Source organism: Thauera sp. SWB20, assembly GCF_000831325.1.
Lineage (GTDB): Bacteria > Pseudomonadota > Gammaproteobacteria > Burkholderiales > Rhodocyclaceae > Thauera > Thauera aminoaromatica.
Genome location: NZ_JTDM01000020.1, coordinates 436,977 through 462,109, shown reverse-complemented (window position 1 = coordinate 462,109; position 25,133 = coordinate 436,977). Strand labels below are relative to the sequence as shown.

Annotated in this window: 21 protein-coding genes; 10 read left to right on the top strand and 11 right to left on the bottom strand. The window is 68.9% G+C overall.

The features are described from left to right. Positions 1 to 13: 13 nt before the first annotated feature. From PO78_RS15990 to PO78_RS15965, 6 genes are all read right to left on the bottom strand, one after another. The gene (locus PO78_RS15990; RefSeq protein WP_012585125.1) at positions 14 to 1,138 is read right to left on the bottom strand and encodes an NAD(P) transhydrogenase subunit alpha; all 1,125 of its coding nucleotides are present in this window, start codon (positions 1,136 to 1,138) and stop codon (positions 14 to 16) included. Positions 1,139 to 1,482: 344 nt separating this feature from the next. Beyond that, on the bottom strand, positions 1,483 to 2,262 hold the full coding sequence (locus tag PO78_RS15985; RefSeq protein ID WP_012585124.1) for a PP2C family protein-serine/threonine phosphatase: 780 nt from the start codon (positions 2,260 to 2,262) through the stop codon (positions 1,483 to 1,485). 126 nt (positions 2,263 to 2,388) lie between these two features. Then, entirely contained in the window at positions 2,389 to 3,630 is a 1,242-nt protein-coding gene (gene glcF, locus PO78_RS15980) for a glycolate oxidase subunit GlcF (protein WP_043745156.1), read from the bottom strand. Positions 3,631 to 3,633: 3 nt separating this feature from the next. After that, positions 3,634 to 4,704: a glycolate oxidase subunit GlcE gene (gene glcE / locus PO78_RS15975; protein WP_043745153.1), complete on the bottom strand. Its 1,071-nt coding sequence runs from the start codon at positions 4,702 to 4,704 to the stop codon at positions 3,634 to 3,636. Between the two features lie 191 nt (positions 4,705 to 4,895). Then, positions 4,896 to 6,407, bottom strand: a complete 1,512-nt coding sequence (locus PO78_RS15970; protein WP_004322879.1) for an FAD-linked oxidase C-terminal domain-containing protein — start codon at positions 6,405 to 6,407, stop codon at positions 4,896 to 4,898. Between the two features lie 313 nt (positions 6,408 to 6,720). Next, positions 6,721 to 7,602 carry a LysR substrate-binding domain-containing protein gene (locus tag PO78_RS15965; protein WP_004322881.1) on the bottom strand — a complete coding sequence of 294 codons (882 nt, stop codon included), beginning with the start codon at positions 7,600 to 7,602 and terminating at the stop codon, positions 6,721 to 6,723. Between the two features lie 486 nt (positions 7,603 to 8,088). Here PO78_RS15965 and PO78_RS15960 point away from each other — a divergent pair, with 486 nt between their 5' ends. The 9 genes from PO78_RS15960 (at position 8,089) to PO78_RS22945 (ending at position 18,421) form a co-directional block, all read left to right on the top strand. After that, complete coding sequence (locus PO78_RS15960) at positions 8,089 to 9,243, top strand: PEP-CTERM sorting domain-containing protein (protein WP_043745148.1); 1,155 nt, start codon at positions 8,089 to 8,091, stop codon at positions 9,241 to 9,243. 206 nt (positions 9,244 to 9,449) lie between these two features. After that, the gene (locus PO78_RS15955) at positions 9,450 to 11,165 is read left to right on the top strand and encodes a SulP family inorganic anion transporter (RefSeq protein ID WP_043745145.1); all 1,716 of its coding nucleotides are present in this window, start codon (positions 9,450 to 9,452) and stop codon (positions 11,163 to 11,165) included. 129 nt (positions 11,166 to 11,294) lie between these two features. Then, a complete protein-coding gene (gene rplU / locus PO78_RS15950) occupies positions 11,295 to 11,606 on the top strand; it encodes a 50S ribosomal protein L21 (RefSeq protein ID WP_004322886.1) in 312 nt (103 codons plus the stop codon). Positions 11,607 to 11,626: 20 nt separating this feature from the next. Beyond that, positions 11,627 to 11,890 (top strand): 50S ribosomal protein L27, encoded by a 264-nt coding sequence (rpmA, locus tag PO78_RS15945; protein ID WP_004322888.1) that lies wholly within the window; start codon positions 11,627 to 11,629, stop codon positions 11,888 to 11,890. Positions 11,891 to 11,999: 109 nt separating this feature from the next. Continuing rightward, on the top strand, positions 12,000 to 13,193 hold the full coding sequence (gene cgtA / locus PO78_RS15940; protein WP_043745143.1) for an Obg family GTPase CgtA: 1,194 nt from the start codon (positions 12,000 to 12,002) through the stop codon (positions 13,191 to 13,193). 87 nt (positions 13,194 to 13,280) lie between these two features. Next, the gene (proB, locus tag PO78_RS15935; RefSeq protein ID WP_043745141.1) at positions 13,281 to 14,396 is read left to right on the top strand and encodes a glutamate 5-kinase; all 1,116 of its coding nucleotides are present in this window, start codon (positions 13,281 to 13,283) and stop codon (positions 14,394 to 14,396) included. A 158-nt stretch (positions 14,397 to 14,554) separates the two neighbouring features. Next, entirely contained in the window at positions 14,555 to 15,658 is a 1,104-nt protein-coding gene (locus PO78_RS15930) for a PEP-CTERM sorting domain-containing protein (RefSeq protein WP_043745138.1), read from the top strand. Positions 15,659 to 15,990: 332 nt separating this feature from the next. Then, the gene (locus PO78_RS15925; RefSeq protein WP_052484435.1) at positions 15,991 to 17,229 is read left to right on the top strand and encodes a nucleotide disphospho-sugar-binding domain-containing protein; all 1,239 of its coding nucleotides are present in this window, start codon (positions 15,991 to 15,993) and stop codon (positions 17,227 to 17,229) included. Positions 17,230 to 17,425: 196 nt separating this feature from the next. Then, the gene (locus PO78_RS22945) at positions 17,426 to 18,421 is read left to right on the top strand and encodes an EDSAP-1 family PEP-CTERM protein (RefSeq protein ID WP_043745134.1); all 996 of its coding nucleotides are present in this window, start codon (positions 17,426 to 17,428) and stop codon (positions 18,419 to 18,421) included. 106 nt (positions 18,422 to 18,527) lie between these two features. Here PO78_RS22945 and PO78_RS15915 read toward each other — a convergent pair whose 3' ends face one another. From PO78_RS15915 to PO78_RS15895, 5 genes are all read right to left on the bottom strand, one after another. Further along, the gene (locus PO78_RS15915; protein ID WP_043745131.1) at positions 18,528 to 19,142 is read right to left on the bottom strand and encodes a class I SAM-dependent methyltransferase; all 615 of its coding nucleotides are present in this window, start codon (positions 19,140 to 19,142) and stop codon (positions 18,528 to 18,530) included. Beyond that, complete coding sequence (locus PO78_RS15910) at positions 19,139 to 20,050, bottom strand: class I SAM-dependent methyltransferase (protein WP_043745129.1); 912 nt, start codon at positions 20,048 to 20,050, stop codon at positions 19,139 to 19,141. The genes PO78_RS15915 and PO78_RS15910 overlap by 4 nt, the downstream gene beginning before the upstream one ends. Beyond that, on the bottom strand, positions 20,047 to 21,690 hold the full coding sequence (locus PO78_RS15905; protein ID WP_043745124.1) for a GMC oxidoreductase: 1,644 nt from the start codon (positions 21,688 to 21,690) through the stop codon (positions 20,047 to 20,049). Before PO78_RS15905 ends, PO78_RS15910 begins: the two co-directional genes overlap by 4 nt. Positions 21,691 to 21,855: 165 nt before the next feature. Beyond that, on the bottom strand, positions 21,856 to 22,938 hold the full coding sequence (locus PO78_RS15900; RefSeq protein WP_043745121.1) for a nitroreductase family protein: 1,083 nt from the start codon (positions 22,936 to 22,938) through the stop codon (positions 21,856 to 21,858). Then, positions 22,925 to 23,818 (bottom strand): ThiF family adenylyltransferase, encoded by an 894-nt coding sequence (locus PO78_RS15895; protein ID WP_043745118.1) that lies wholly within the window; start codon positions 23,816 to 23,818, stop codon positions 22,925 to 22,927. Before PO78_RS15895 ends, PO78_RS15900 begins: the two co-directional genes overlap by 14 nt. A gap of 69 nt (positions 23,819 to 23,887) precedes the next feature. Between PO78_RS15895 and PO78_RS15890 the strand changes: the two genes are divergently transcribed. Further along, positions 23,888 to 25,129, top strand: coding sequence for an ABC transporter permease (locus tag PO78_RS15890; RefSeq protein WP_043745589.1), 1,242 nt, complete (start codon positions 23,888 to 23,890; stop codon positions 25,127 to 25,129). Positions 25,130 to 25,133: the final 4 nt, after the last annotated feature.

Below are 25,133 nucleotides of genomic sequence, written 5' to 3'. Positions count from 1 at the left end.
TGCGAATTCCTCCTTACAGCCCGAGCGCCTGCTTGACGCCCGCGTGGCGAAGCTCGCCCGCATGCGCCAGGCAGCTGCCGGCCATGACCTCGTCCTCCCAGTCGAGCGCGAGCGCGCCGTCCTTGATGAAGGGCGAGATGAAGTTGAACAGGTTCTTGGCGACCATCTCCGAGGCATGCACCGGCATGCGGCTGGGGATGTTGGTGGGGCCGATCACGAGCACGTCGTTGATCCACACCTTCTCGCCGGCCACCGTGCCCTCGACGTTGCCGCCGGTCTCGGCTGCCATGTCGACCACGACCGCGCCCGGCTTCATGCGCGCGATCATGTCGGCGGTGATGATGCGCGGCGCCTTGCGGCCCGGGATCGCCGCGGTGGTGATGAGCGCGTCGCACTGCGCCACCGCCTTGGCGAGGCGCTCGGCCTGCTTGGCCTTCTCCTCTTCGGTGAGCTCGCGCGCATAGCCGCCGGCCCCCGCCGCCGACACGCCGGTGTCGACGAACTTGGCGCCGAGCGACTCGATCTGCTCGCGGGTCTCCGGACGCACGTCGTAGGCCTCGACCATGGCGCCGATGCGGCGCGCGGTGGCGATCGCCTGCAGGCCGGCGACGCCGGCACCGATGACCAGCACCTTCGCCGGGCGGATCGAGCCGGCGGCATAGGTGAGCATCGGGAAGAACTTGGGCGAGTGGTCGGCGGCGATCAGCGCACATTCGTAGCCGGCGACCGCGCCCTGGCTGGACAGGATGTCCATGCTCTGCGCGCGCGAGATGCGCGGCAGCAGCTCGAGCGCGAAGGCGGTGACCTGGCCATCGACCAGCTGCTGCACGCGCTCGGTGCTGTACCAGGGTTGCAGCATGCCGCACAGCACGCTGCCGGGCTTCATCGCGGCGAGGGTCTCGGCGGCGGGCGGCTGCACGCACAGCACCACATCGGCGGCGGCGACGACATCGGCCGCGCTATCGACCCAGGTGACGTCGGCAAAATCGGTGTCGCGGAAGTGCGCGCCCTTGGCGGCGTCCTTCTGCATCACTACGCTGGCGCCAAGACCCTGGTATTTCTTCACCACATCCGGGACGACGGACAGACGCCGCTCGCCGGGATGGGTTTCCTTGAGCACTCCGATGACCAGAGGCATGGATGTACTCCTCCATATTGAGAGGTTAGAGGGGTTCATGGAATGACGCGTCGGTCGCCTGCCTCTTGATTGTTGTCTCTCCCTGCCCCGACTTGCGGGCTCGCGAGACCGACACCCGTCGATATTAACTTCAATCAAGGCGGACGCACCATCTTCGTGCAGCGCAAGGCCGAAGCGCACGGCGGACCTGACAGAGCGCCTTCGGAGCCGCGACGATTTTCGTGGGAGCGGCGCACCTCGCGATGGCGCCTGGAATCCGCAGCGCGCTCGGCTCTGGAGCCCTGCCGCAACCTGCGCCCCACCTGCTGCGGCCGCGGACTCGCGGCGCCCCTGCGCGCGCAGGTTCAGCGCGATGCGGCGGGTCGGGCGGGCGTGGCGGGAGCCTCGATCAACTTGACGATCGCCAGCGAGATGTTGTCGCCGCTGCCGCCGGCACGCTCGCGGCCGAGCGCGACCAGGCGCTCGGCGGCCGCGCGGGCGGGAAATTCCTGCAGCGTCGAGGCGAGTTCGAAGTCGGTGAAATGCGCCCACAGGCCATCCGAGCACAGCAGGAAGCAGTCGCCGGCGAGCGGGGACTCGTCGCGGCCGTAGTCGATGCGCGGCTCGCGGTCGCTGCCCAGGCAGGACAGCAGCACGTTGCGCTGCGGGTGGCGCAGCGCCGCGCGATCGTCCAGGCGCCCCTTGCGCACCAGCTCGGCGACGAGCGAATGGTCGCTGCTCACCGACATCGTGCGCGTGCCGCGGAAGTGGTACATGCGCGAATCGCCGCAGTGCGCCCAGTAGGCCTTGCCCTGCTGCATCATGAACACCACCGCGGTGCTGTGCGGGTCCTGCTCGCTGGTGAAGCGGGTCAGCTTGATGACGACGTGGGCCTCGTCGATGATGCTGCCGAGCAGGTGCTCGGGCGTCTCGTGCAGCGGCGCATAGGCCTCGAAGTTCTGGCGCGCGCGCATCAGCACCTGCTCGGCCGCCATGGCGCCGCCGCTATGGCCGCCCATGCCGTCCGCGAGCACCGCCATCATCATGCCCGGGCGCTTCGGATGGCCGAACAGCGCGACGCGGTCCTGCTGTTCCTTGCGGTCGCCCAGGTGCATGGCGACACAGGTTTCGGCGGTGAAAGGCATGAGGGATGAGCGGGCCGGAATCGGGACGGATCATAGGATGATATCAACCCGGAGCAGGCAGCAGGCGAGCGCCTGCCGCCGGGGGGCGCGACCCGGTGTGAAATCCGTCACGCCCGGTGCGCTTCATCACGACGCCGGGCCGAGACGGGAATCGATCAGCTCGATCCAGTGCAGCACCGGCTTGTCGGTGCCCGCCTGCAGGTGGGTGATGCAGCCGATGTTGGCGGAGGCGATCCGTGCGGCGCCGCCCTCGAGCAGGGCGTCGAGCTTGTTCGCGCGCAGGCGGCCGGAGAGCTCGGGCTGCAGGATCGAGTAGGTGCCCGCCGAACCGCAGCACAGATGCGCGTCGCGCACCGGGGTAAGCGCGTAGCCCGCTGCCGTCAGCAGGGACTCGACCGTGCCGCGGATGCGCTGGCCGTGCTGCAGCGTGCAGGGCGCGTGCCAGGCGAGCGGCTCGCGCGGCTGGGCGCGCGCGGCGAGGCGCGCACGCAGGGCCTCGCTCTCGGCGAGGACGGTCTCCGCAATGTCGCGCGTGAGCTCGGCGACTCGGCCCGCGCGCTCGGCATACGCCGGTTCGTGCTGCAGCAGATGGCCGTAGTCGCGCACCTGCACGCCGCAGCCCGAGGCCGTCATCACGATCGCCTCGATGCGCCCGGCCTCGATGTCGGGCCACCAGGCGTCGATGTTGCGGCGGGCGTCGGCGCGCGCGCCCTCGGCATCGTCGAGGTGGAAGCGCACCGCACCGCAGCAGCCGGCACCAGGCAGCTCCACCATCGAGATGCCAAGCGCGTCGAGCACGCGCGCCGCGGCGGCGTTGATCGAAGGCGCCATCGCGGGCTGCGCGCAACCGGCGAGCGCGATCACCCGGCGCGCATGGCGTGGCGCCGGCCAGGTGCCGGCCGGCCGCAGCGTGGGCACCTTGTCCTGCAGGGACTTCGGCAGCAGGCCGCGCACCGCGCGTCCGGCGCCCATCGCCAGGCCGAACAGCCTGGGCCGCGGCACGAACTCGCGCAGCGTACGCCGCACCAGCGCCTCGCCGCCGTGGCGCGGCACGCGCTCGGCCACCACCGCGCGGCCGATGTCGAGCAGGCGGCTGTAGTGCACGCCCGAGGGGCAGGTGGATTCGCAGGAACGACAGGTGAGGCAGCGGTCGAGGTGCAGGCGGGTCTTCTCGGTGGGCGCGGCACCCTCGAGCACCTGCTTGATCAGGTAGATGCGTCCGCGCGGGCCGTCGAGCTCGTCACCGAGCAGCTGGTAGGTCGGGCAGGTGGCGGTGCAGAAGCCGCAATGCACGCACTTGCGCAGGATCTCCTCGGCCTCGCGGCCCTCGGGGGTGTCGCGGATGAAATCGGCGAGCTGGGTCTGCATGGCTCAGAGCTCCGGGTAGAGACGGTCGGGGTTGAAGATCCCCGCGGGGTCGAAGGCCTGCTTGAGCCGGCGATGCACCACCGCAAGCGGCGCCGCCAGGGGCTGGAACACGCCGGCGGCGCGATCGCCACCGCGGAAGGCCGTGGCATGGCCGCCGAGCTCGACGGCGCGCGCGCACACCGCCTGCGCGTCGATCGCGCCCGCGAACCAGCGCTGCGCGCCGCCCCACTCGACGAGCTGGCGCCCGGGCAGGCCGAGCGCGGGCGCGGTCGAGGGCAGCGACAGCCGCCACAGCACCTCGCCCTCCTCCAGCGCGAAGCCGGGAAGGGTCTGCTCGCGCGCCGCGGTCCACAGCGCCTGCGCCGTCGCGTCATCGAGCGCTTCGCCGCCGAGCCGCGCACAGGCCGCCTGCACCGCCGCCTCGGCGCCCGACAGGCGCAGGTGCAGCACGCCGTCCTGCCACAGCGTGGCCGACACCGGCAGCGGCTGGCCGCCCCATTCATTGACGCGCTGCAGCGCGCTGGCCTCGTCGAGCTCGAAACGCAGCGTGGCCTCGGCCACCGGCCGCGGCAGCACCTTGAGCGAGACCTCGAGCAGGATGCCGAGCGTGCCGAGGCTGCCCGCCACCAGGCGGGAGACGTCGTAGCCGGCGACGTTCTTCATGACCTGGCCACCGAAGCGCAGCACCTCGCCACGGCCGTCGAGCAGCTTGACGCCGAGCATGAAGTCGCGCACCGCGCCGGCACTCGCCCGCCGCGGCCCCGACAGGCCGGCGGCCACGCAGCCGCCCACCGTGGCGCCGGGACCGAAATGCGGCGGTTCGAAAGCGAGGTACTGGCCCTTGTCCGCCAGCACCGCTTCGAGCTCGGCGAGCGGCGTGCCCGCACACACGGTCACGACGAGCTCGGTGGGTTCGTAGGCGACCACGCCGCGGTTAGCGCGCAGGTCGAAGCGCTCGCCGGCGAGCGTACAGCCGAAGAAGTCCTTGCTGCCGCCGCCGCGCAGGCACAGCGGCGTACGCGTCGCCACAGCCGCGCGCACGCGCTCGGCCCATTCCTTCTCGATCATCGTCATCGTGTCATCGTCCAATCATCATTCATATGCGGGGCCGCACACCCTGCCGGCCGGGCACTCCCGACGCGCGGGGCGCAGTCCGTCGGCGGCGATCGCGACTGGCGTCGCTCCTACGGAAACCCCGTGACCATCCGGGATTCACCGCCGCCCGGGACCGCCCGTAGGAGCGACGCAAGTCGCGATTCCCCCGTTCAGAACCGCGGAATCTCCGGATACGGCACATGCCCCTTGCTCACCTTCATGCGGCCGTATTCGGCGCAGCGGTTGAGCGTGGGGATCGCCTTGCCGGGGTTCAACAGCCCGGGCGGATCGAAGGCCGCCTTGACGCGGAAGAACTGGCGCACCTCGGCCGTGGTGAACTGCGAACACATCTGGTTGATCTTCTCCAGCCCGACGCCATGCTCGCCGGTGATGGTGCCGCCGAGCGCCACCGACAGCTCGAGGATCTCGGCGCCGAACTCTTCGGCGCGCTCGAGCTCGTCGGGCTGGTTGGCGTCGAAGAGGATCAGCGGATGCAGGTTGCCGTCGCCGGCATGGAACACGTTCATGCAGCGCAGGCCGTACTTGCCTTCCATGGCCTGGATGGCGGTGAGCATCTCGCCGAGGCGCTTGCGTGGAATCGTGCCGTCCATGCAGTAGTAGTCGGGCGAGATCCTCCCCGCCGCCGGGAAGGCGGCCTTGCGCCCGGCCCAGAACCTGAGCCGCTCGGCCTCGTCGCGCGACACGCGGATCTCGGTGGCGCCGCTGTCTTCCAGCACCGCGCGCACCCGGGCGATCTCCTCGGCCACCTCCTCCGGCGTGCCGTCGGCCTCGCACAGCAGGATCGCCTTGGCGTCGAGCGGATAGCCGGCGCGCACGAACTCCTCGACCGCCGCGGTCGCGGGCTGGTCCATCATCTCCAGGCCGGCGGGGATGATGCCGGCGGCGATGATCCTCGCCACCGCCTCGCCGGCGCGCACCACGTCGTCGAAGGCGGCGAGCACGCACTGCGCGAGTTGCGGCTTGGGCACGAGCTTGACGGTGACTTCGGTGACCACGATCAGCATGCCCTCCGAGCCGGTGACCAGCGCAAGCAGGTCGTAGCCCGGCGAATCGAGCGCACCCGAGCCGATCTCGACGACCTCGCCCGCAATGGTGACGCCGCGCACGCGCAGCAGGTTGTGCACCGTGAGGCCGTACTTGAGGCAATGCACGCCGCCGGCGTTCTCGGCCACGTTGCCGCCGATCGAGCAGGCGATCTGCGAGGACGGATCGGGCGCGTAATACAGCCCGTAGGGCGCGGCCGCCTCGGAGATCGCCAGGTTGCGCACGCCCGGCTGCACGACCGCGGTGCGTGCGAGCGGATCGAGCCTGACGATGCGGTTGAAGCGCGCCAGCGACAGCAGCACGCCGCGGGTGTGCGGCAGAGCGCCGCCCGACAGCCCGGTGCCCGCGCCACGCGCCACCACCGGCACGCCCATCTCATGGCAGATGCGCAGCACCGCCACCACCTGCGCCTCGGTGGTGGGCAGGGCCACGACCAGCGGCAGCTCGCGGTAGGCGGCGAGGCCGTCGCACTCGTAGGGGCGCAGGTCCTCGCTGTCGTACATCAGCGTCCCGGACGGCAGCACCTTGCTCAAGGCTGCGACCACGCGCGCCTTGTCCACCGCGGAAAAATCGCCCTCGGTCTCACCGAACGGCAGCGCTTCGTTCTCCAGCATCATCCTCGTCTCCTCGCCTGGCCATGCCGATCGAGCATCGACCGCCGCGCCGGCACATCGAAATCCGCGCGGGCGTATCGGGACCGCGGCAATCGCGACTTGCGTCGCTCCTACGAAAACAGAACCGCCGCGAAGCGCGATCCTCCGCCCCCGGAATCCCCGCGGGCGTGTCGCGATCTTTGGCGCATCCGAATCCTCGACTCCCCGCGGGACCGGGCAGCTATCCGGAGTATAGAGGCTCCCGCACAGCGCCCGCTTGACGCCTCTTGCTCGCCGGCTTGAAGAAAATTCAACCCTGAAACGGCCCGGCGATGCTTCAGGGCAGCGCGGCCTGCAGCCAGTCCGCGAACGCGGCGCACTCCCAGCGCTCGAGCGCGCCGGGGCGCCAGCACAGGTAGTGCGCGTAGGGCGAGCGCAGCGGGCGCGAGGACAACGCCAGCAGGCGCCCGCTGTCGAACCACGCCGCCCCCAGGCGCTGGCGCACCAGGGCGACCCCGAAGCCGCTCGCCGCGGCATCGTAGGCCAGGCCGAGGTCGTTGAACTGTGCGCCGCGCGCCGGCTCGGGCAGAGCCAGGCCGCAGTGCGCGAACCAGTTCGACCAGGGCTCGAGCGGGCTGCGCACGAGCGCGGTGCCGGCGCACTCGGCGAGGCTCGCGAAACCGTCGAAGGGGCCGTGCTCGTCGAGGAAGGCCGGGCTGCAGGCGGGGACCGCCTCGTCGCTCAGCAGCAGGCGGTGCTCGAGGTCGGTGTAGCCCCCGGCGCCATAGCGGATCTCGAGCTCCGCCTCTTCCGCGACGACGTCGCGCAGCGGGATCGACACCTGCAGGGTGAGCTCGATGTCCGGCCAGTCGCGGCGGAAGAGCTCGAGCTTGGGCATGACGAACTGTCGGCAGAACGAGGGTGTCACCGCCACGCGCAAGCGCGCCGATGCACCCGGCGCGCGCTCGCCCGGCAATTCGCGCAGCGCCGCGAGCGCGACACCGACCTGCTGCAGGTAGGCCGCCCCCTCGGCGGTCGGGGTGAAGTCGCTGCGCGAGAAGAGCCGCACGCCCAGATGGGACTCGAGCTGGCGCAGGCGATGGCTGACCGCGCTGACGGTCACGCAGAGCTCCTCGGCCGCACGGCTCGCGCTGCGCAGGCGCGCGACCGCCTCGAAGGTGAGCAGGCACTGGATGGGCGGGATGCGGCGGAGCGCCATGGTCGCGGCTCGGGGCCCGTTCGGAAGGATGTCCCCGATTATGCCCCCGCAGCCCCGCTGCCTGCACTGCGACGCCCCCACCCACCTTCCCTCCCGCGCCGAGTTTCGGGTGCGCGCATCCTGCTGTGGCGCGAGAGCGTCATTCTCCCGGTCGCAGGACGAAGCGCCGGATCGGCCCGGCCACTTCATTCGTGCCGCAATTATTCTTCAGGCATTTATCGAATTAATTTTTCATAGTACATCGGCAACTCCGAGTTACTTTCCATGGCCATCGGAAAAGGCGCCGCAAAGGAATTGCCTTTCGCATATCCCTTCGCTTGGAACCCGTTCGGATCTCCACAAGTAGGCTGGATCCGGGTGTCGATTTTTTTACACAGGCTGCTGAAGAAGAAAAATCTAAAAATTAAAATATCTAAAAAACAGATACTTGCATTATTGGCACACGATTTGCTACGAGATCTCCATACACCTGTAGGAGGGAGTGCCATGAAAGCCAAAAACCTGGTCGTCGCAATGCTCGCCGCGCTCGGCGCATCGTCTGCGTCGGCAGCCTTGGTCAATCTGAACGGGCTCGGTTACGTCACGTACGGCGATGGCAACAGCTATTCGCTGGCGGTGGCCAATTATTTCGCCTGCGGCTTTGAATACGGCCCCGGCTGTCCTTACAACGTCAAGGGCTCCCCGGGTGCGAGTGAGACCGACCCGCGCATCTACATCGTCCAGGGGGCCGGCGGCCACATCGACAACGAGAACGCGAACATCGACGACGCCTTCGACGCGGCGAACAACGAGCTGTTCTTCACGATGACCTCCGCCAACGAGCCGGGCAGCGACGGCAACAAGAACGCCACCTTCACCGGCGACAAGACCAACACCTGGGATGCGACGCTCGGCGCACTCGACCAGAGCTTCGACTTCTCGAAGAACCTGATGACGTTCTTCTTCGTGAACAACGAGCCCAACAGCAACGACGGCCTGACGCAGAACCTCGCCGTCTGGGCCCGCGTGACCCTGACCAACCTCGCCGGCACGACGGTCTACAAGACCTTCGACGTGACCAACGACCCGCGCACGAGCGAACAGCGCGACGGCGACGGCATCGGCGACCTGCCCGCCCCGGGTTACGGCCCCCCGCCGGTCGGAGGCGGTGTCCCGTATGGTGACGTCACGCTCTATACCAGCGAGGGCAACGCCCCCGAGATCACCGACTTCGCCATGTCGGGCGGCCAGGTGTGCGTCGACGAGAACACCAGCGCGCTGGTCGATTGCACCACCGCCAGCGCCGGCAGCTTCGATGCGATCAACCACAACCTCGGCGAGAACCAGGCCCCCTACGCGATCACCATTCCCGAGCTCGACGATTTCATCGGTGGCCTGATGGCAGCGGGCTCGAACCTCGATGACTACGTGATGCGGGTCGACCTGCGCTACGGCTGCGTCAGCCCGCCATTCACCATCAACACGCAGGGAAACGACTCCTGCGCCGGTTACGGCACCGCGGTGTCGCAGGACAACAACTTCGAACAGGTCTTCATCAGCACCCGCCTGGCGACGCAACGCGTGCCGGAACCCGGCACCCTGGCGCTGCTCGGCTCGGGTCTGCTGGGTTTCGCGGCCGCCCGCCGCTCCCGCAAGTCCTGAGGCATCGCGGCCACCGCGGCAGCGAAAACCCTCACCGAGCCTCGTCCGGATCCGGCCCTGCCGGCTCCACTTCGGGCAGCCGCGCGTCCCGCGCCGCTGCCCGAATTCTTTTCGGGCGCCTGGGCCGCCCCCCGTTTCACGGCTAAGATGGAATCCCCCGGACGACAGGGGGCCACACCCCCCCGCCCTCGGGAATCCTCCGGCCGATGCCCTCCCCACATCCGCACCTGCCCTTCCTCGCCTGGCCTGCGCAATGGCGCGAGCATGGGCTGCGCGGCGACCTCGTCGCCGGCATCACGGTCGCGCTGGTGCTGATTCCGCAGGCGCTCGCCTACGCCAAGCTCGCCGGGCTGCCGCCGCACATCGGCCTCTACGCCGCGCTGCTGCCGGCGGTGGTCGCTGCGCTGTTCGGTTCCTGCGGCCAGCTCTCCACCGGGCCGGTGGCGCTCACCAGCCTGCTCGTGGGCGCGAGCATCCTGCCGCTGGGCGCGACCGCCGGGGGCGACCTCGTCGGGCTCGCCCTGCTGCTGGCGCTGCTGTCGGGTTTGATCCAGCTCGCGCTCGGTGTGCTGCGCCTGGGCTGGCTGCTCAATCTGCTGTCGGTGCCGGTGCTGATGGGCTTCGTCAACGCCGCCGCGCTGATCATCTGCCTGACCCAGATCCCTCCGCTACTCGGCTTGGCCATGCCGCACTCCGATCACCTGCTGGTCGATTTCGTGCGTGCGCTCGGCGGGCTCGACGCACTGCAGCCCGCCGCGGCGGCCTTCGGCGTCGGCAGCCTGGCCGTGCTGGTGGGGCTCAAGCGCCTGTGGCCGCGCTTGCCCGGCGTGCCGCTGGTGGTGGCGGCGACGATCGCGCTATCGGCCTGGACCGGCTTCGCTGCCCAAGGCGGTGCGGTGGTGGGCGCAGTGCCGGCCGGCCTGCCCGGCTTCAGCCTGCCGCCGCTGCGCCCGGAGCTGATCGCCGCGCTGCTGCCGGCCGCCTTCGTGGTGGCCATGGTGAGCTTCATGGAGGCGGCCTCGAGCGCCAAGCTGATCTGCGGCCGCACCCGCCAGCCTTGGAACCAGGACCAGGAGCTCGTCGGCCAGGGCCTGGGCAAGCTCGCCGCCGCCTTCACCGGCGGCCTGCCGGTGAGCGCCTCGTTCTCGCGCTCGGCGCTAAATTACGCCAACGAGGCGCGCACCGGCCTGTCCTCGCTGGTCACCGCCGCCTTCGTGCTGGCCGCCCTGCTGTGGTTCACCCCGCTGCTGTGGCACCTGCCCAAGCCGGTGCTGGCGGCGATCATCCTGCAGGCGGTCGCCGGACTGATCGACACCGGAGTGATGCGGCGCGCCTGGCGTGCGAGCCGCGACGACGGCGCCGCCGCGGCGGTCACCTTCCTCGCCACCCTCGCCTTCGCGCCCAACATCCAGAACGGGGTGTTCACCGGCCTGATCCTGTCGCTCGCGCTGCTGGTGTATCGCGGCATGCGTCCGCGCGTGGCGCTGCTCGGCCTGCACGAGGACGGCACCTACCGCGACCGCGAGCGCTTCGGCCTGCACCACCCGCATCCCCGGCTGGTGATCCTGCGTTTTGACGGTCCGCTCAGTTTCGTCACCGCCGCCACCTTCGAGGACGCCATGCTCGGCGCCGCGCGCGCGCAGGAGAGCGTGCGCGTCGTGCTGGTCTCGGCCGCCGGCATCAACGCGATCGACGCCACCGGCCTGCACACCCTCGCCAGCCTGGTCGAGCGCTTCCACGGCCAGGGTCAGACGATCGCCTTCTGCGGACTCAAGAAGCAGGTGATCGACGCCATGGAGCGCGACGGCGTGTGGGCGCGCATCGGCATGCATTCGAACTATCGCACGGAGCAACAGGCCCTGGACGCCCTGCAGCCGGCCCTGGCCGCGGCAGGGCCCGCGGCGAGCGCCCCTGCCCCGTGAGTGCCGGATTTTCTTACATGTGCCCGGATACGCTGGGAACGCAGGTCCGGACATTGTTTTCATTGACTTTCCTGCCGCGTGTTCGTATAGTGCGCGATTCTTCGCAGACCCATCAACTGGAGCAACACCATGTACGCGGTGATAAAAACCGGTGGCAAGCAGTATCGCGTCGCTGCCGGCGAAAAGATCAAGGTAGAACAGATACCGGCCGACGTGGGTTCCGAGATCACCATCGACCAGGTCTTCATGGTCGGTGAAGGCGATGCCGTCAAGATCGGCACGCCCGTTGTGGCCGGAGCTTCCGTCAAGGCGACCGTGGTCTCCCACGGCCGTCACGACAAGATCAAGATTTTCAAGATGCGCCGCCGCAAGCACTACCAGAAGCACCAGGGGCATCGTCAGAACTACACCGAGCTTCGTATCGAAGCGATCTCGGCCTAAGGCGCAGGGGGTAATCCGACATGGCACACAAAAAAGCTGGCGGTAGTTCGCGTAACGGCCGCGACTCGGAATCGAAACGCCTCGGCGTCAAGCGCTACGGTGGCCAGTTCGTGCTCGCCGGCAACATCATCGTTCGCCAGCGCGGCACCGAATACCACCCTGGCGACAACGTCGGCATCGGCAAGGACCACACCCTGTTCGCGCTCAAGAACGGCGTCGTGCAGTTCGCGGTCAAGGGCCCGTCGCGTCGTCGTACCGTGATCATCGTGCCGGAAGCGGCCTGATCGCGCGCTCCGGTTCGCATCGCAGCATCGAAAGCCCTATCCCGGTGGTAGGGCTTTTTCATTTTCGGGGTGCGCCTGCCGGCCTGCCCCGCCAAGAGGTTGATCAGGCATGAAGTTCTTTGACGAAGCCCGCATCGAGGTGTACGCCGGCGACGGCGGCAACGGCGCGGCCACCTTCCGCCGCGAGAAGTACATCCCCAAGGGCGGCCCGAGCGGTGGCGACGGCGGCCGTGGCGGCAGCGTGTACGCCGTGGCCGACCGCAACCTCAACACCCTGATCGACTATCGCTACACCCGCAGCTTCCGCGCCGAGCGCGGCGAGAACGGCGGCAGCCGCGACTGCTACGGCAAGGGCGGCGACGACATCACGCTGCGCTTCCCGGTCGGCACGGTGATCAAGGACCTCGACAGCGGCGAGCTCGTCGCCGACCTCGATGAGGACGGCAAGACCGTACTCATCGCCCAGGGCGGCCGCGGCGGCCTGGGCAACATCCACTTCAAGTCCAGCACCAACCGCGCCCCGCGCAAGAAGACGATGGGCCAGGAAGGCGAGTACCGCAACCTGCACCTGGAGCTCAAGGTGCTCGCCGACGTCGGCCTGCTCGGCATGCCCAACGCCGGCAAGTCCACCTTCATCCGCAGCGTCTCCGCGGCCAAGCCCAAGGTCGCCGACTACCCCTTCACCACGCTCGCACCCAACCTCGGCGTGGTGCGCACCAGCGAGGCGCGCAGCTTCGTGATCGCCGACATCCCCGGCCTGATCGAGGGCGCGGCCGAGGGCGCCGGGCTGGGCCACCAATTCCTGCGCCACCTGCAGCGCACCCACCTGCTGCTGCACCTGGTCGACCTCGCCCCCTTCGATCCCGAGGCCGATCCGGTCGCGGACGCCAAGGCCATCGCCGAGGAGCTGCGCAAGTACGACGAGGCGCTGTACAACAAGCCGCGCTGGCTGGTGCTCAACAAGCTCGACCTCATCCCCGAGGAAGAGCGCGCCGAACGCGTGGCCGCCTTCCTCGAAGCCTACGGGCCGGTCGAACGCCACTTCCAGATCTCCGCCATGAAGGGCGAAGGCACCCAGGCGCTGATCTTCGCGATCCAGGACCTGCTCGACGCCGAGCGCGCCCGCATCGAGGCCGAGCGCGCCGAGCGCGTCGCCGCCGAGGCCGCTCGTCTCGCCGCGGCCGAGGCCGCGCGCGCGGCAGCCGACGCCGCCTACGAGCGCGAAGCCCTGCTCGACGAAGACGACGAACGGCCCGAGGATGCGCTCGACTCCGAAGAGGACGACTCCCCGCCGTCGCGCTGACCTGATTCCGCGTGCCGCCGGCCTGGCGGACGGCACGCAATTGCCTGATTCCGCCCCCCACCCTATCCGCTGCCCGCACGCACCCCGATGAGAACCAAGCTCCGCAACGCCCGCCGCCTCGTGGTCAAGGTCGGCTCCGCACTCGTCACCAACAACGGCGCCGGTCTCGACAAGGACGCGCTCGACGCCTGGGCGCGCCAGATCGCCGCGCTGCGCGCCCAGGGCCGCGAGGTCGCGCTCGTGTCCTCGGGCGCGATCGCCGCCGGCATGCAGCGCCTGGGCTGGGCGAAGCGACCGACCGAGATGAGCAAGCTGCAGGCCGCTGCCGCGGTCGGCCAGATGGGGCTGGTGGAAGCCTACGAGAAGGCCTTCTCGCGCCACGGCCTGCACACCGCGCAGATCCTGCTCACCCACGAGGATCTCGCCGACCGCAGCCGCTACCTCAACGCACGCAGCACGCTCACCACCCTGCTCGCGCTCGGCGTGGTGCCGATCATCAACGAGAACGACACCGTGGTCACCGACGAGATCAAGTTCGGCGACAACGACACCCTCGGCGCGCTCGTCGCCAACCTGATCGAAGCCGAGGCGCTGATCATCCTCACCGACCAGCAGGGCCTGTACACCGCCGACCCGCGCAAGGACCCGGCCGCGACACTGATCGGCGAGGGCCGCGCCGAGGACCGCCAGTACGAAGCCATGGCCGGCGGCTCGGGGAGCGCGATCAGCAAGGGGGGCATGATCACCAAGATCCGCGCCGCCCAGCGCGCCGCGCGCAGCGGGGCGCACACCTGCATCGCCAGCGGCCGCGAGCCCGACCCCATCCTGCGCCTGGCCGCCGGCGAGGCGCTCGGTACCCTGCTCTACGCCAGCAGCACGCCGCTGCAGGCGCGCAAGCAGTGGCTGGCCGACCACCTGCAGCTCGCCGGCGACCTCGTCATCGACGACGGCGCGGTGGCGGCCTTGCGGGGTGGCAAGAGCCTGCTGCCGGTGGGTGTGGTCGAGGTACGCGGGGATTTCGAGCGCGGCGCGGTGGTGGCCTGCCGCAACCTGGCCGGCGAGGAGATCGCGCGCGGGCTGGTGAACTACTCCGCGTCGGAATGCCGGCGCATCGCGCGCAAGCCCACCGCCGAGATCGCGAGCCTGATCGGCTACCTCGACGAACCCGAACTGGTGCATCGGGACAACATGGTGAATTGCTGATTTCCCAGTCGAATTCAGCCAAAAGTGTCGGTTTTTTTACAAAGTCATTTCGCATAATTTTCAAATTATTGATTTTTAACGTTTTAAATAACCGGCACGGTAAATGCTTCATCCCAGAGGAGACCTTCATTCGAAGGCTTGCTCAAGTGGAGGACAGCATGAAGATCAAACGCGCGATGGCCTTGGCAGGCCTGCTCGGCACCGGGATGCTGGCATCGGCCCCGGCGGCCGCACTCGACCTGACCTGTGGAGGCGCCTGCCCGTGGGTCACGTACGGCGACGGCAATTCCTTCCTGCTGCAGTACAACGCCTACATCTTTGACCAGGTAAACGGCGGCGGCGTCGGCCCGGGCAATCCCTACTACATCGACTCGACGCCCGGCGCGATCAAGGACCTGACCGTGATCGGCACCGGCACCAGCAGCAACCCGGCAACGACGAACATGTCGGGCATGGACGATGCCTACCCGACACCGAACGCCGACGGCAATCCCTATTTCAGCACCGGCACGGTAGCCGACCCGAACGGGGCGGGGGAGTTCACCGGCGACGGCGCCGGCACCTGGGACGTGTCGCTGACCGCGCTCAAGAACTTCATGGGCACCGACAACAGCCTGATCTTCTTCTTCAACAACAACCAGACCAAGAGCGGCGGCGCGGTGGACGAAGGGCTCGCCGGCTGGGCGCAGATCACGCTGCGCGACGCGACGGGCGCCGTGATCGGCGTCTACGACCTCACCAACCGGGGCGGCAAGTTCGCGACCATCGCCGATGGCGGCGGCGGTACGATCAATGGCAGCCCGTTCGCTTACACCCACGCCGGCGCGCTCGACAACCCGCTGATCGGAACCAACGCGGCAACGGACTACATCCTGTCCGGTGGCAAGCAGTGCCTGGATACGAATGGTGCGCTCATTTCCTGCACCGCCGATCCGTCGAAAGTGGCCAAGACCTTCGACGCCAACCTCGGCGCCAACCAGGCCGCCTACGCGATCGTGTTCCCCGAGCTCGACCAGCAGCTGGTCACCCTGTTCGCCGGCAACATCACCGGTTACAGCATGAACGTCAACCTGCGCCTGGGTTGCGATCCGGGCGTCGTCAATCAAGCCGATTGCACGGGCCGTTCGCTCAACAATGGCTACGAACAGGTCTTCCTGTCGACCGCCAGCAACCTCGACCGCGTGCCCGAACCCGGTGTGCTCGCGCTGCTGGGCATCGGCATGATCGGCCTGTGGGGCGGTACGCGTCGCCGTCGCGCATGAGTCTCCAGCCCCCCGCGGGGTCCGCTCGCGCGGACTCCCGCGCCGGGGATCGGACACGTGCGGAAAGCTGAACAGGATGGCGGCACGCTCGCAAGTCGAGCTGCCGCCATCGCGATTTGAAGCCCTGTCGACTTGCAGTTCTCTCGCCTGCAGCGCTCTCGCCTGCGGTCCTCTTCCACCCGCTCGCCGCAAGCCGGCCCCGACCGGGCAAGCACCGCATCCGGTGCCGAGGCGGGGTCGTCGCGGAGATCGAACGCTCCCTGCGGCAGTTTCGCAGGCGAGGTCGTCCCTGCGCTATCCTCATGGCCCCGAACGACCCGCGGAGCGGCCGAATGTCCGAGACCCGGCTCAGGATCCTGTTCTTCGCCGAAGGCGCCACCCTCGCCCACGTCGCGCGCCCCGCTCTGCTGACCGCGAGCCTCGACCCCGCGCGCTTCGAGGCGACCCTCGCCCGCCCGGCGTCCTATGCCTGGGTCAGCGATGGAGGAAATGCGGACACCCGCACGCTGGCGTGCCAGGACTCTGCCGTCTTCGCGCAGCGCCTCGCGCGCGGCCTGCCGCTCTACGACACCGCGACGCTCGAGCGCTACGTCGTCGACGACCTGGCCCTGATCGACGCCATCGAGCCCGACGTGGTCGTGGGCGATTTTCGCCTGTCGCTGTCGGTGAGCGCCCGCTTGCGCGACGTCCCCTACGTCACCATCTGCGACGCCTACTGGAGCCCGGAACGCCCCTTGCGCGCGGTGCTGCCGGTTCTGCCCTTCACCCGCTTCACGCCCATCCCGCTCGCCCGCCTGCTGTTCGACGCGCTCTCGCCGCTCGCGATGCGCCTGCACACCGTACCGCTCGAGCGCCTGCGCGCCCGTCACGGCCTGCCCACGCTCGGCCACGACCTGCGGCGCTGCTACACCGACGCCGACCTGCGCCTGTTCGCGAACTTCCCCGCGCTCTTTCCCGAGCTCGTCCCGCGCGACGACGCCGCATTCCTGGGCCCGCTCGCGTGGTCGCCCCCCGCGCCGGCGGCCTTCGATGCTGCCCCGACCGGCAAGCCGCTGGTCTATGTGAGCATGGGCAGCTCCGGCGACATCGGCGCGCTCTCCACCATCGTCGCGGCACTCGAGGCCTGCGGCTGCGACGCGCTCGTCTCCACGGCCGGCAAGCCGGTGCCGGCCGCACTCGCGGCCTCGTCGGCGCGCGTGTTCGAGTTCCTGCCCGGCGACGCCGCGTGTGCGCAGGCGCAGTTGGTGATCTGCAACGGTGGCAGCCCCACGACCAACCAGGCGCTTGGCCATGGCACGCCGGTACTCGGCGTGGCGGTGAACATGGACCAGTTCCTCAACATGCAGGCAATCGAGGCCTTCGGTGCCGGGCTGCTGGTCCGCGGCGACCGTGTGTCGCCGGCGCTCGTCGCACGCGCAGTCACCCGCCTGCTCGGCGAGGACGGCTTCGCACGACGCGCCCGCCTGCTGCAGACAGCCCACCACGAACGCGAGGGCGAGTCCCTCCTCGCCGATCACCTGCTCCGCCTCGTCGCAAGCAGGCATGCTCGCGGCGCCCGGTCGCAGGCTTGAACGGCCCCGAGCGGCCAGAGGAGTGTCGGTTTTTTTTACACTCGAGTCGTACTGCCTACCCAAAAAAGCTGCCACGCCAATACACAAGCTTGTTTTTCCAGGTTTTTTTATTTCAGGCACGGTACCTGCTTAATAACAGCGAAGCTTCGGAAGCGAGGCTTAAATTCAACACAACCGATCTACGAGGGTTTCCATCATGAAAACCAAATTCAAGCCGCTAATCCTGGCAACCAGCCTGGTAGCGCTTGGCCTCGGCGCAGCAGCCAACGCCCACGCCGCAGCCTATGCCGTCTCGACTCACAACCTCCAGGCCGGCTTCATCAACCCGCTGGTCAATGGTTCGACGAACTTCACCTCGCCCTTGCTGACGGTCAACTTCCCGTCCGCCACCTCGACCGCGTCGTACAGCCTGAACGGCTCCGGCACCAACAGCTCGGACACCGGCCCGCTGCCCGATGCAGTCGCGCAAAGCGGCGGGATCGTACGCGCGAACGAGGACGTGACCGGCGGTTACTACAACCTCGTCGGCGCCAGCGGCAGCAACTATGCCTGGGGTGATGCGATCGTGCTGAGCGAGCAGACTTCGCCGACGACCACCATCTCGGCACGCAGTGGCGTCGAGGCCAACATCGGTTCGATCGGCTATGGCCAGGCCAGCGCGGACAACTCGTCGTCCGCGCTGTTCACGATGAGCGTGACTGCAGGCGGTTCGTGCGGCGACGGCACCAACACTTGCGCGCTCGGCTTCTACTTCGAAGCGGACCCCTTCCTGAGGGCCCTCCTCGATCCCCTGGCCCTCGCCAACCCGGCCTCCTTCGCCAAGGCGTCCATCGACTTCAGCATCACGCTGACGAAGGTCGGTGATCTCGTGCCGACGTTTGCCTGGGCGCCCGATGGCCTGGCTGGTGGGATCTTCGGCGGTACGGAAACGCTCGACGGCGAGAGCCTGAACGTCAGTGCCACCGCGCTCTCGCCCGGTGACGACGTGACCGCTTCGAGCCCGTACGCCAGCGGGGTGTTCTCCAAGTTCGCCGCTCAGACGGGCAATCTGAGTTCCGGTCAATACAACCTGACCATCCGTGCGGGTAACCGCGTGGAAGTGCAGCGCACCGTTCCGGAACCGGGCAGCCTGGCGCTGCTGGGCCTGGGCATGGCGGGCCTGGCTGCGCTGCGTCGCCGCAAGGCGGCCTGACCCGACCGAAGCGGGCGTGGATGAAAGGGGGAAGGCGAAAGCCTTCCCCCTTTTTCATTTCCCGCCCCCGGCGCGTGCATCATTTGTCGGCACGCGCGCGAGATCCTCAGCCCGCCTCGGGCGCCACGCGGCCCACGCCGAACACGAAGTCCCCGCCCCCGCGCTCGGTGTAGTCGCTGCCGACGATCATGCCCTGGCGCTCGACCTCGCGGATGAACTCGGCCGCGGTGAAGCGGTTCTCGGTGGGATGCTCCATGAAGAAGCGATAGGACCACTTGTCGAGCGCGTGCCGGGTGACCTCCTCGAAGTAGAAGCGCCCGCCCGGCTTGAGCACGCGACGGATCTCGGCGACCGCGGCCTGCCAGTCGGGCACGTGATGAATGATCGCGAAATCGAACACGGCGTCGAAGCTCGCATCCTCGGCGTCGATCGCGGTCACGTCGCCGACCTCTACGCGCAGGCGCTCGGGCGGAATGTCCTTCAGCCGCGCGCGCGCGCGCGCCACCATGTCCTCATCGATGTCCATCGCGAACACCGAAGCGGCGCCGAAGCGACGAAAGATCTGTTCGGTCCCCACGCCACGCCCGCAACCCACCTCGAGCACGCGCAGCCCCTCGGTGCGGCCACCGAGGCGTTCTAGCAGCGGGGCCTCCACATGGACGTGGAACGCGGCACGGATCGGATTGTTCATGAGGAACTTCTCCACCCAGTTCATCTTCATTGTTGCGACTCCTGTGTAATTTCCGGGCCGGCCACCGCGACGGGTGGCCGACGCAACAGCACCGCGGGCTCGTACGCGCTTGGTCTGAAATAGCCCAGGAAGGCGTAAAGCCATAGACGCGGCCGACGGAACATCACCCGCGATGCGGAAGGATGAAACGAGCGCTCGAGGACGTGGCCGAGCGCACGGCTGAATTCGTCCAGGAAGCGGTAGTTGGCAAAAGGCAGCAGGGTATCCATGTACGAACGCCGCCAGTGCGCCACCATGGCGTAGCCGGTCTCGGCCGCGAGGCGATGCAGCGACCGCTCGGTGACGATCACACGGTGGAAGGGCTGATGCAGACGCATCAGATGCGGTTCGAGGTCGTCCATGCGCACCGGCTCGGAATCCGCCGTGCCGATGTAGAGCAGCCCGCCCGGGCGCACCAGGGCGGAGAAGTCGGCGATGGTGGCGCGCGGGTCGGCGACGTGCTCGATGACGTCGTTGGCGACCACGCAGTCGAACTGGCGCTCGGGCCGGCGCGCGAACGCGGGGACATGGGGGTCGTAGCCGCGGACGTCGGCGTAGCCGCGCTGCCTGAGGTAGTCGATGAACACCCCGTTGCCGCAGCCGTAGTCGAGGATGGACGCGTCCCTGGCGAGCCCCGCGTGCTCGAGCCGGCGCAGCAGGTTGCGCAGCGTTCCGCGCGCGAACACGTCCAGGCGGCGCTGGTTGAGCGGGTAGTCGCGATAGAGGTCGGCGAAGTCCACCGGGTCGATGTTGTGGATGCTGGCGCAGCGCGGACACTTCCACAGGTGGTGCGAGACCGCGCTGAAGCGCTCGGTGTTGCCGCGGCAGGCCCCCAGCTCACCCGCGCCGGGCGCAACGCTGCGGTAGCCGCAGATCAGGCATTCGATTTCGCTCGTCACGGCGATGCACTCCCCTGGGCCATGGCCCGAGCGATCGCATCCGCGACCCTCAGGGCATTGGCGGCGATGGTCAGGCTGGGGTTGATGCCCGCACTCGACGGGAAGAACGAGGCATCGACCACGTAGAGATTGTCCACATCGTGCGCCCGGTTGGACGGGTCCAGCACGCTCGTGCGCGCATCCTCGCCGAAGCGGCAGGTGCCGCAGGCGTGGGCGAGACGCTCGTTGCTCTCGGCCTGCTTGATCAGCATCGGCCGGTAAGGTTCGAGCAAGGCCTTCATCCTGCTGCGCATGCGCGCGATGCGTTGGCGTTCCGCCGCATGCAGCCGGTAGTGGAGCTCGATACCGCCATCCGCGCCGAGTTCTACGCGGTTGTCGGCATAGGGCAGGTCCTCCATGAGGGCCGCGAGGATGCGGCTGCCCGCAAGCCGGCGCCCGAGGTAACGCCCGATGAGGGGCCGGAGCGGGCGGAACAGCAGGCCGGCGAGCGCGCCATGACCCTGGGCGATGTCGTCGGCGAGCACGTCGAGCACATGATCCACCGGCGGCAGCGCGCCGAAATCCTGCACCGAGCCGAGCTTGCCCCCGCCCGCCTCGTGATAGAAGTCGTTGAACGCGATCTCCTTCCACGCTGCTTGCGCGCCCGGCGCCGTCCGCGGCCGGATCACGTAGAGATCGACGTAGTGGCGCATGAGGTTGCGGCCGACGAGGCCGCTGCGGTTCGCCAGCCCGCGCGGCCACTCGGCGCTGGCCGAGGCCAGCAGCAGGCGGGGCGTGTGCAGGGCACCGGCGGCCAGCACCACCGTGCGCGCACGCAGGGTGAAGCAGCGCCCCTCGCGCCGGCACACCACCCCCTCCACACGCTGCGCCGAGGCCTCGAGGCGGACGACCTCGCAGGCATCGAGCAGGCTGGCGCCATGTTCGCGCATGGCCGGCTCGACGCAGATCCGCCCGGCGTCGTTCTTGCAACCGCGCGCGCACAGGTAGCTCTGGCAGCACGCGCATTCGGGCACGAACTCGCAGGCGAGCGGCAGGCGGTAGGGGTGCATCCCCGCTGCGCGCAGCCAGCACGCGAGTTCGTCAGCGCAGGGCGAGAGCGGGGCGGGATCGAGGTAGGCCGGCGAGAAGCCGGCACCACGCAGGGGATCGGGGCTGCCGCGCACGCGATAGAGCGCCTCGGCGTGCGCGTAGTAGGGCAGCAGATCCTCGTAGGCAATCGGCCAGCGCTGCGGCAGGGTGCTCTCCGACGCCCCCTCGGGGAAACACTCGGCGGGAGCGAAGTCGGCAGGAAAGAAGCGCTCCATCGCCATGCCGTACAGGGCACTCGAACCACCGACCCCCGAGCCGATGAAAGGGATGTGGCTCGTGCGCCGGCGTTTGCCGGCATCGACGATACGCTCCCACTCGCGCCCGCCCCTGCGCAGGCCGTCGAGCCTTTCGGGCGTGGGCGGGAAGGGACTGCCGACTTCGTCCTCGGGGTAGCCCCCGAGGATGGCGGCCGGCGCCCCGGGCGAGCGCCCCTTTTCGATGAAGAGCACCTTCAGCCCATGGCGCGCGAGCGCATGACCCGCGGTCGCCCCACCCATGCCGGTGCCGACGACGATGACGTCCCAGCGTTGCGACTCGATCCCCGAATTCACCCGACTACCCTCCCGTCCCTGCGCGACCGCTTCCCCGCGGGAGGGGCGCGCAGCGCTTCCGGCGGCCATACGGGAGCGCGCGCATGCGCCTCCCGGCGCTCGCGCTGTGGTCCGCGCGCGCGCACGCCAACCATCCGCGCGCCGGACTCCCGGTCGCGCAGCACGTCATCGCGGCCCCGTCATCAGTTCGTCCAGATCCAATCGCAGCGAGCGCGAACGCGGGGTCGCCGAGCGTCCGATCCGACAGAAGAACGCGAAAGGCTCGCCCTCGCGTGCCCCCACCAGATGTTCGAAGCGCCCGGCCAGCCGGCGCGCGCCCTCGTCGATCGAGGCTCGCGCCGAGATCGAGGTGCCGCTGCGCGCGTACCACCGGAAGATCACCGGCGTCATCTCCGGCTGCAGCAGCAGACCGCGCGCACTCGCAGCGAGCCACAGGCGCTGCAGGGCGATCCCCGCCTCGACATGGCCCAGGAGTCCGTCCATGGAGCGCCGCGGCCGCATCAGCACATGCGCTGCGCAGGCCAGCGCGGGCAGCACGTCGAGCTGGATGCGTGGCGCCACCGTGCCGAGCAGGTAGCGGTTGAAGAACTCGACGCGCGACCAGTTCTGCATGACCCATTCCATCAGCCGCGCCGTTGCCGGATCGACGCCCACCGCCTGCTCGGGGATCCGGTCCTTGCTGTAACGGGCGCGCCACTCGATGATCGCCCGGTGCACCTTGTAGGCTTCCGGGCAGGTCAGCCTGAGGTAGGCGTTGTCCCAGAGCAGCCGCGCCACCGCAAGGCGCTCGCCGAAGCCTTCCAGGAAGGTGAGCGTGTAGTCGGTACCGACCGCGGCCTCCAGCGCCCTGCGATCGCCGTCCTCGAGCGGCGTCGTGCGCATCGCCCTACGCTGCACGGTGCGACTCTCGATGCACGACTGCAGCGGATCATCAGCCAGGTTCGCCGCACCGGGCGCGAACACCAGCTCGTAGACCGGTGCGTGTTCGACCACCGGCGTGCGCAGCGACCAGCGCATGGACAGCCCGAAGCGCCCGCCGGCGAGGCGCAAGGTCTCGAGCAGCGCACCGTGGGCAAGCTGGCTGGCGCGACCGGCGAAATCGTAGACGCAGTCCGCGCGGGTGTCGTGGCCATGCACCACGATGCGCTCGTCGTCCACGATCTCGAAACGCCAGGGCTGGGTGTTGTCTCCGCTCGGCGCCCAACGCCCGAGTTCGAGGATCCGCATCAGGGTCTCACGATCGGCCATCCGCCCTCTCCGCCCGCTTCATCTTCATCAATTGCCGTCTCGCGATCCAGATCACGAAGCGCTGGAAGGGGTTGCGATTGCCGCCCGGCCGCCAGGTCTTCGCCAGGCGGTTGCGGTAGGCATCGAACTGATAGCCCCGCGGCGCACTGCGGACGCCGCCGCGTCCGAGCAGGATCTTGAGCGACTCGGTGGCCACCAGCCCGGAACACAGCTGGCAGGCCGCAACGGTGGACGGCCCCCGCCGCTCGCCCAGGTTCACCCGCGAGGGATCGGCGAGATAGCCGAACTGCAGCATCGCGGGCGAGAGCCCGATCAGGAAACGCACCGCCATTTCCTCCTCGTCGCAGCCCTCGAGCTGGAAATACTCCTCGAACGACATCCCGTCCGGCTGGAACACGAGCACCGCCGCCCCCAGCCCGAGCGGTGCGGCGGTGACCGCGGGGATTCCCATGCGGTGACAGGCCGCGAACACGGCGCGCCGGATGTCGAAGGCGAAGAAGTCGAGCGCGTCGACATAGAGGTCGGCACCACCGAGGAAGTCCTCGAGGTTGCCCGCGGAGACGCCTTCCCCGAACACGCGCAGCTCGCACTCCGGGTTGATGTCCGCCGCCATCGCCGCGAGGACTTCGACCTTGGGCCGGCCGAGCGAGGACACGAAGGCTCCGGCTTGGCGGTTGAAGTTCGCCAGATCGAACGTGTCGAAGTCGGAGATCGAGAACGACCCCACCCCCAGCCGGGCGAGCGTGAGCAGATGCCCGCCGCCCACCCCGCCCATGCCGGCGATCGCGATCCGCTTCCCTCGCAGGGCCGCCTGCTCGGCCTGCGTGACCCAGCCGAGGTTGCGCGAGAAGGCGGCTTCGTATGCGAAAAGACCGCTCATCAATGAGTTCCTTCATCCGTTTGGGCCCAGAGGCTATGATATCAACCCGAACCTGACGCGCGCATGCTCATGTGGCAAGCATTCCCCGCAAGATCCGGCCAGCCGGCCCGCATCGCCGCCCGCAACCTGCTGCGGCATCGGCGCAGGACGCTGCTTGCCCTGGCCATCATCTGCGGCGGCGTGGTGTCCTTCCTGCTGGCGGGGGGCTTCATCAACTGGGTGCTGTGGGCGATGCGCGAGGCGGCCATCCAGTCCCAGCTCGGCCACGTCCAGATCACGCGTCCCGGTTATTTCCGCGAGGGTATCAGCGATCCCTACCGTTTCCTGCTCGACAAGGACACCTCGGTGGTCGCCTCCGGAGACGGCTTCGAGGTGCTCACCATCGCGCCCCGGCTCGCCTTCACCGGATTGCTGAGCAAGGACGACACGACGATCTCCTTCATCGGAGAGGGTGTCGAGCCCGAGGCCGAGGCGCCGCTGAGCTGGGCGATCACGGTGATGGAAGGCAGCGACCTGCGCGCCGGCGGGCCCGACTCGGTCGTGCTCGGCGAAGGGCTCGCCGCAAACCTGGGCGCGCACGCTGGGGACCGCATCGTCCTGCTCGGCAACACGCCGGGTGGCGGTGTCAATGCGGTGGAGCTGACCGTCGCGGGAACATTCCAGACCACCTCGAAGGCCTATGACGACACCGCGCTGCGCGCACCGATCGAGGTCGCCCGGCGCCTGATGCGGGTCGACGGCGCGACGAGCTGGGTGGTGTTGCTGAGCGAGACCGGACAGACCGACACCGCCGTCCGTGCCCTGCGCGGCCTGCTGCCGGCGGATCGCTTCGAGGTCACGCCATGGATCGAGCTCGCCGACTTCTATACCAAGACGGTCGAGCTCTTCGACACCCAGGTCAATGTGGTCCGCCTGATGATCGCCCTCATCGTGGTGCTGAGCATCTCCAACACGCTGTCCATGGCCGTCATTGAACGCACCACGGAGATCGGCACCTCGATGGCCCTCGGCGTCCGGCGGCGCGGCATCCTGGCGCTGTTCGTGTGGGAAGGCGCGCTGCTCGGGCTCGCCGCCGGAGTCTTCGGCGTCAGCCTCGGGCTGGCGCTCGGCCAACTCATCTCGGCGATCGGCATCCCGATGCCACCGCCGCCCGGCATGTCCCGCGGTTACGTCGCCGAAATCGCGATCTCACCCGCACTCGCCCTCGACGGTTTCCTGCTCGCCTTCCTCACCACCCTGCTCGCCGGCATTCCTTCGGCGTGGAAGGCATCGCGAATGAACATCGTCGACGCACTGCGTCACCAGACCTGAGACC

What these genes read in the sequence shown, in the direction of transcription:
- PO78_RS15990 (WP_012585125.1), bottom strand. Translation starts at nt 1,138, where the DNA reads ATGCCTCTGGTCATCGGAGTGCTCAAGGAAACCCATCCCGGCGAGCGG.
- PO78_RS15985 (WP_012585124.1), bottom strand. Translation starts at nt 2,262, where the DNA reads ATGCCTTTCACCGCCGAAACCTGTGTCGCCATGCACCTGGGCGACCGC.
- glcF (WP_043745156.1), bottom strand. Translation starts at nt 3,630, where the DNA reads ATGCAGACCCAGCTCGCCGATTTCATCCGCGACACCCCCGAGGGCCGC.
- glcE (WP_043745153.1), bottom strand. Translation starts at nt 4,704, where the DNA reads ATGACGATGATCGAGAAGGAATGGGCCGAGCGCGTGCGCGCGGCTGTG.
- PO78_RS15970 (WP_004322879.1), bottom strand. Translation starts at nt 6,407, where the DNA reads ATGATGCTGGAGAACGAAGCGCTGCCGTTCGGTGAGACCGAGGGCGAT.
- PO78_RS15965 (WP_004322881.1), bottom strand. Translation starts at nt 7,602, where the DNA reads ATGGCGCTCCGCCGCATCCCGCCCATCCAGTGCCTGCTCACCTTCGAG.
- PO78_RS15960 (WP_043745148.1), top strand. Translation starts at nt 8,089, where the DNA reads ATGAAAGCCAAAAACCTGGTCGTCGCAATGCTCGCCGCGCTCGGCGCA.
- PO78_RS15955 (WP_043745145.1), top strand. Translation starts at nt 9,450, where the DNA reads ATGCCCTCCCCACATCCGCACCTGCCCTTCCTCGCCTGGCCTGCGCAA.
- rplU (WP_004322886.1), top strand. Translation starts at nt 11,295, where the DNA reads ATGTACGCGGTGATAAAAACCGGTGGCAAGCAGTATCGCGTCGCTGCC.
- rpmA (WP_004322888.1), top strand. Translation starts at nt 11,627, where the DNA reads ATGGCACACAAAAAAGCTGGCGGTAGTTCGCGTAACGGCCGCGACTCG.
- cgtA (WP_043745143.1), top strand. Translation starts at nt 12,000, where the DNA reads ATGAAGTTCTTTGACGAAGCCCGCATCGAGGTGTACGCCGGCGACGGC.
- proB (WP_043745141.1), top strand. Translation starts at nt 13,281, where the DNA reads ATGAGAACCAAGCTCCGCAACGCCCGCCGCCTCGTGGTCAAGGTCGGC.
- PO78_RS15930 (WP_043745138.1), top strand. Translation starts at nt 14,555, where the DNA reads ATGAAGATCAAACGCGCGATGGCCTTGGCAGGCCTGCTCGGCACCGGG.
- PO78_RS15925 (WP_052484435.1), top strand. Translation starts at nt 15,991, where the DNA reads ATGTCCGAGACCCGGCTCAGGATCCTGTTCTTCGCCGAAGGCGCCACC.
- PO78_RS22945 (WP_043745134.1), top strand. Translation starts at nt 17,426, where the DNA reads ATGAAAACCAAATTCAAGCCGCTAATCCTGGCAACCAGCCTGGTAGCG.
- PO78_RS15915 (WP_043745131.1), bottom strand. Translation starts at nt 19,142, where the DNA reads ATGAAGATGAACTGGGTGGAGAAGTTCCTCATGAACAATCCGATCCGT.
- PO78_RS15900 (WP_043745121.1), bottom strand. Translation starts at nt 22,938, where the DNA reads ATGGCCGATCGTGAGACCCTGATGCGGATCCTCGAACTCGGGCGTTGG.
- PO78_RS15895 (WP_043745118.1), bottom strand. Translation starts at nt 23,818, where the DNA reads ATGAGCGGTCTTTTCGCATACGAAGCCGCCTTCTCGCGCAACCTCGGC.
- PO78_RS15890 (WP_043745589.1), top strand. Translation starts at nt 23,888, where the DNA reads ATGTGGCAAGCATTCCCCGCAAGATCCGGCCAGCCGGCCCGCATCGCC.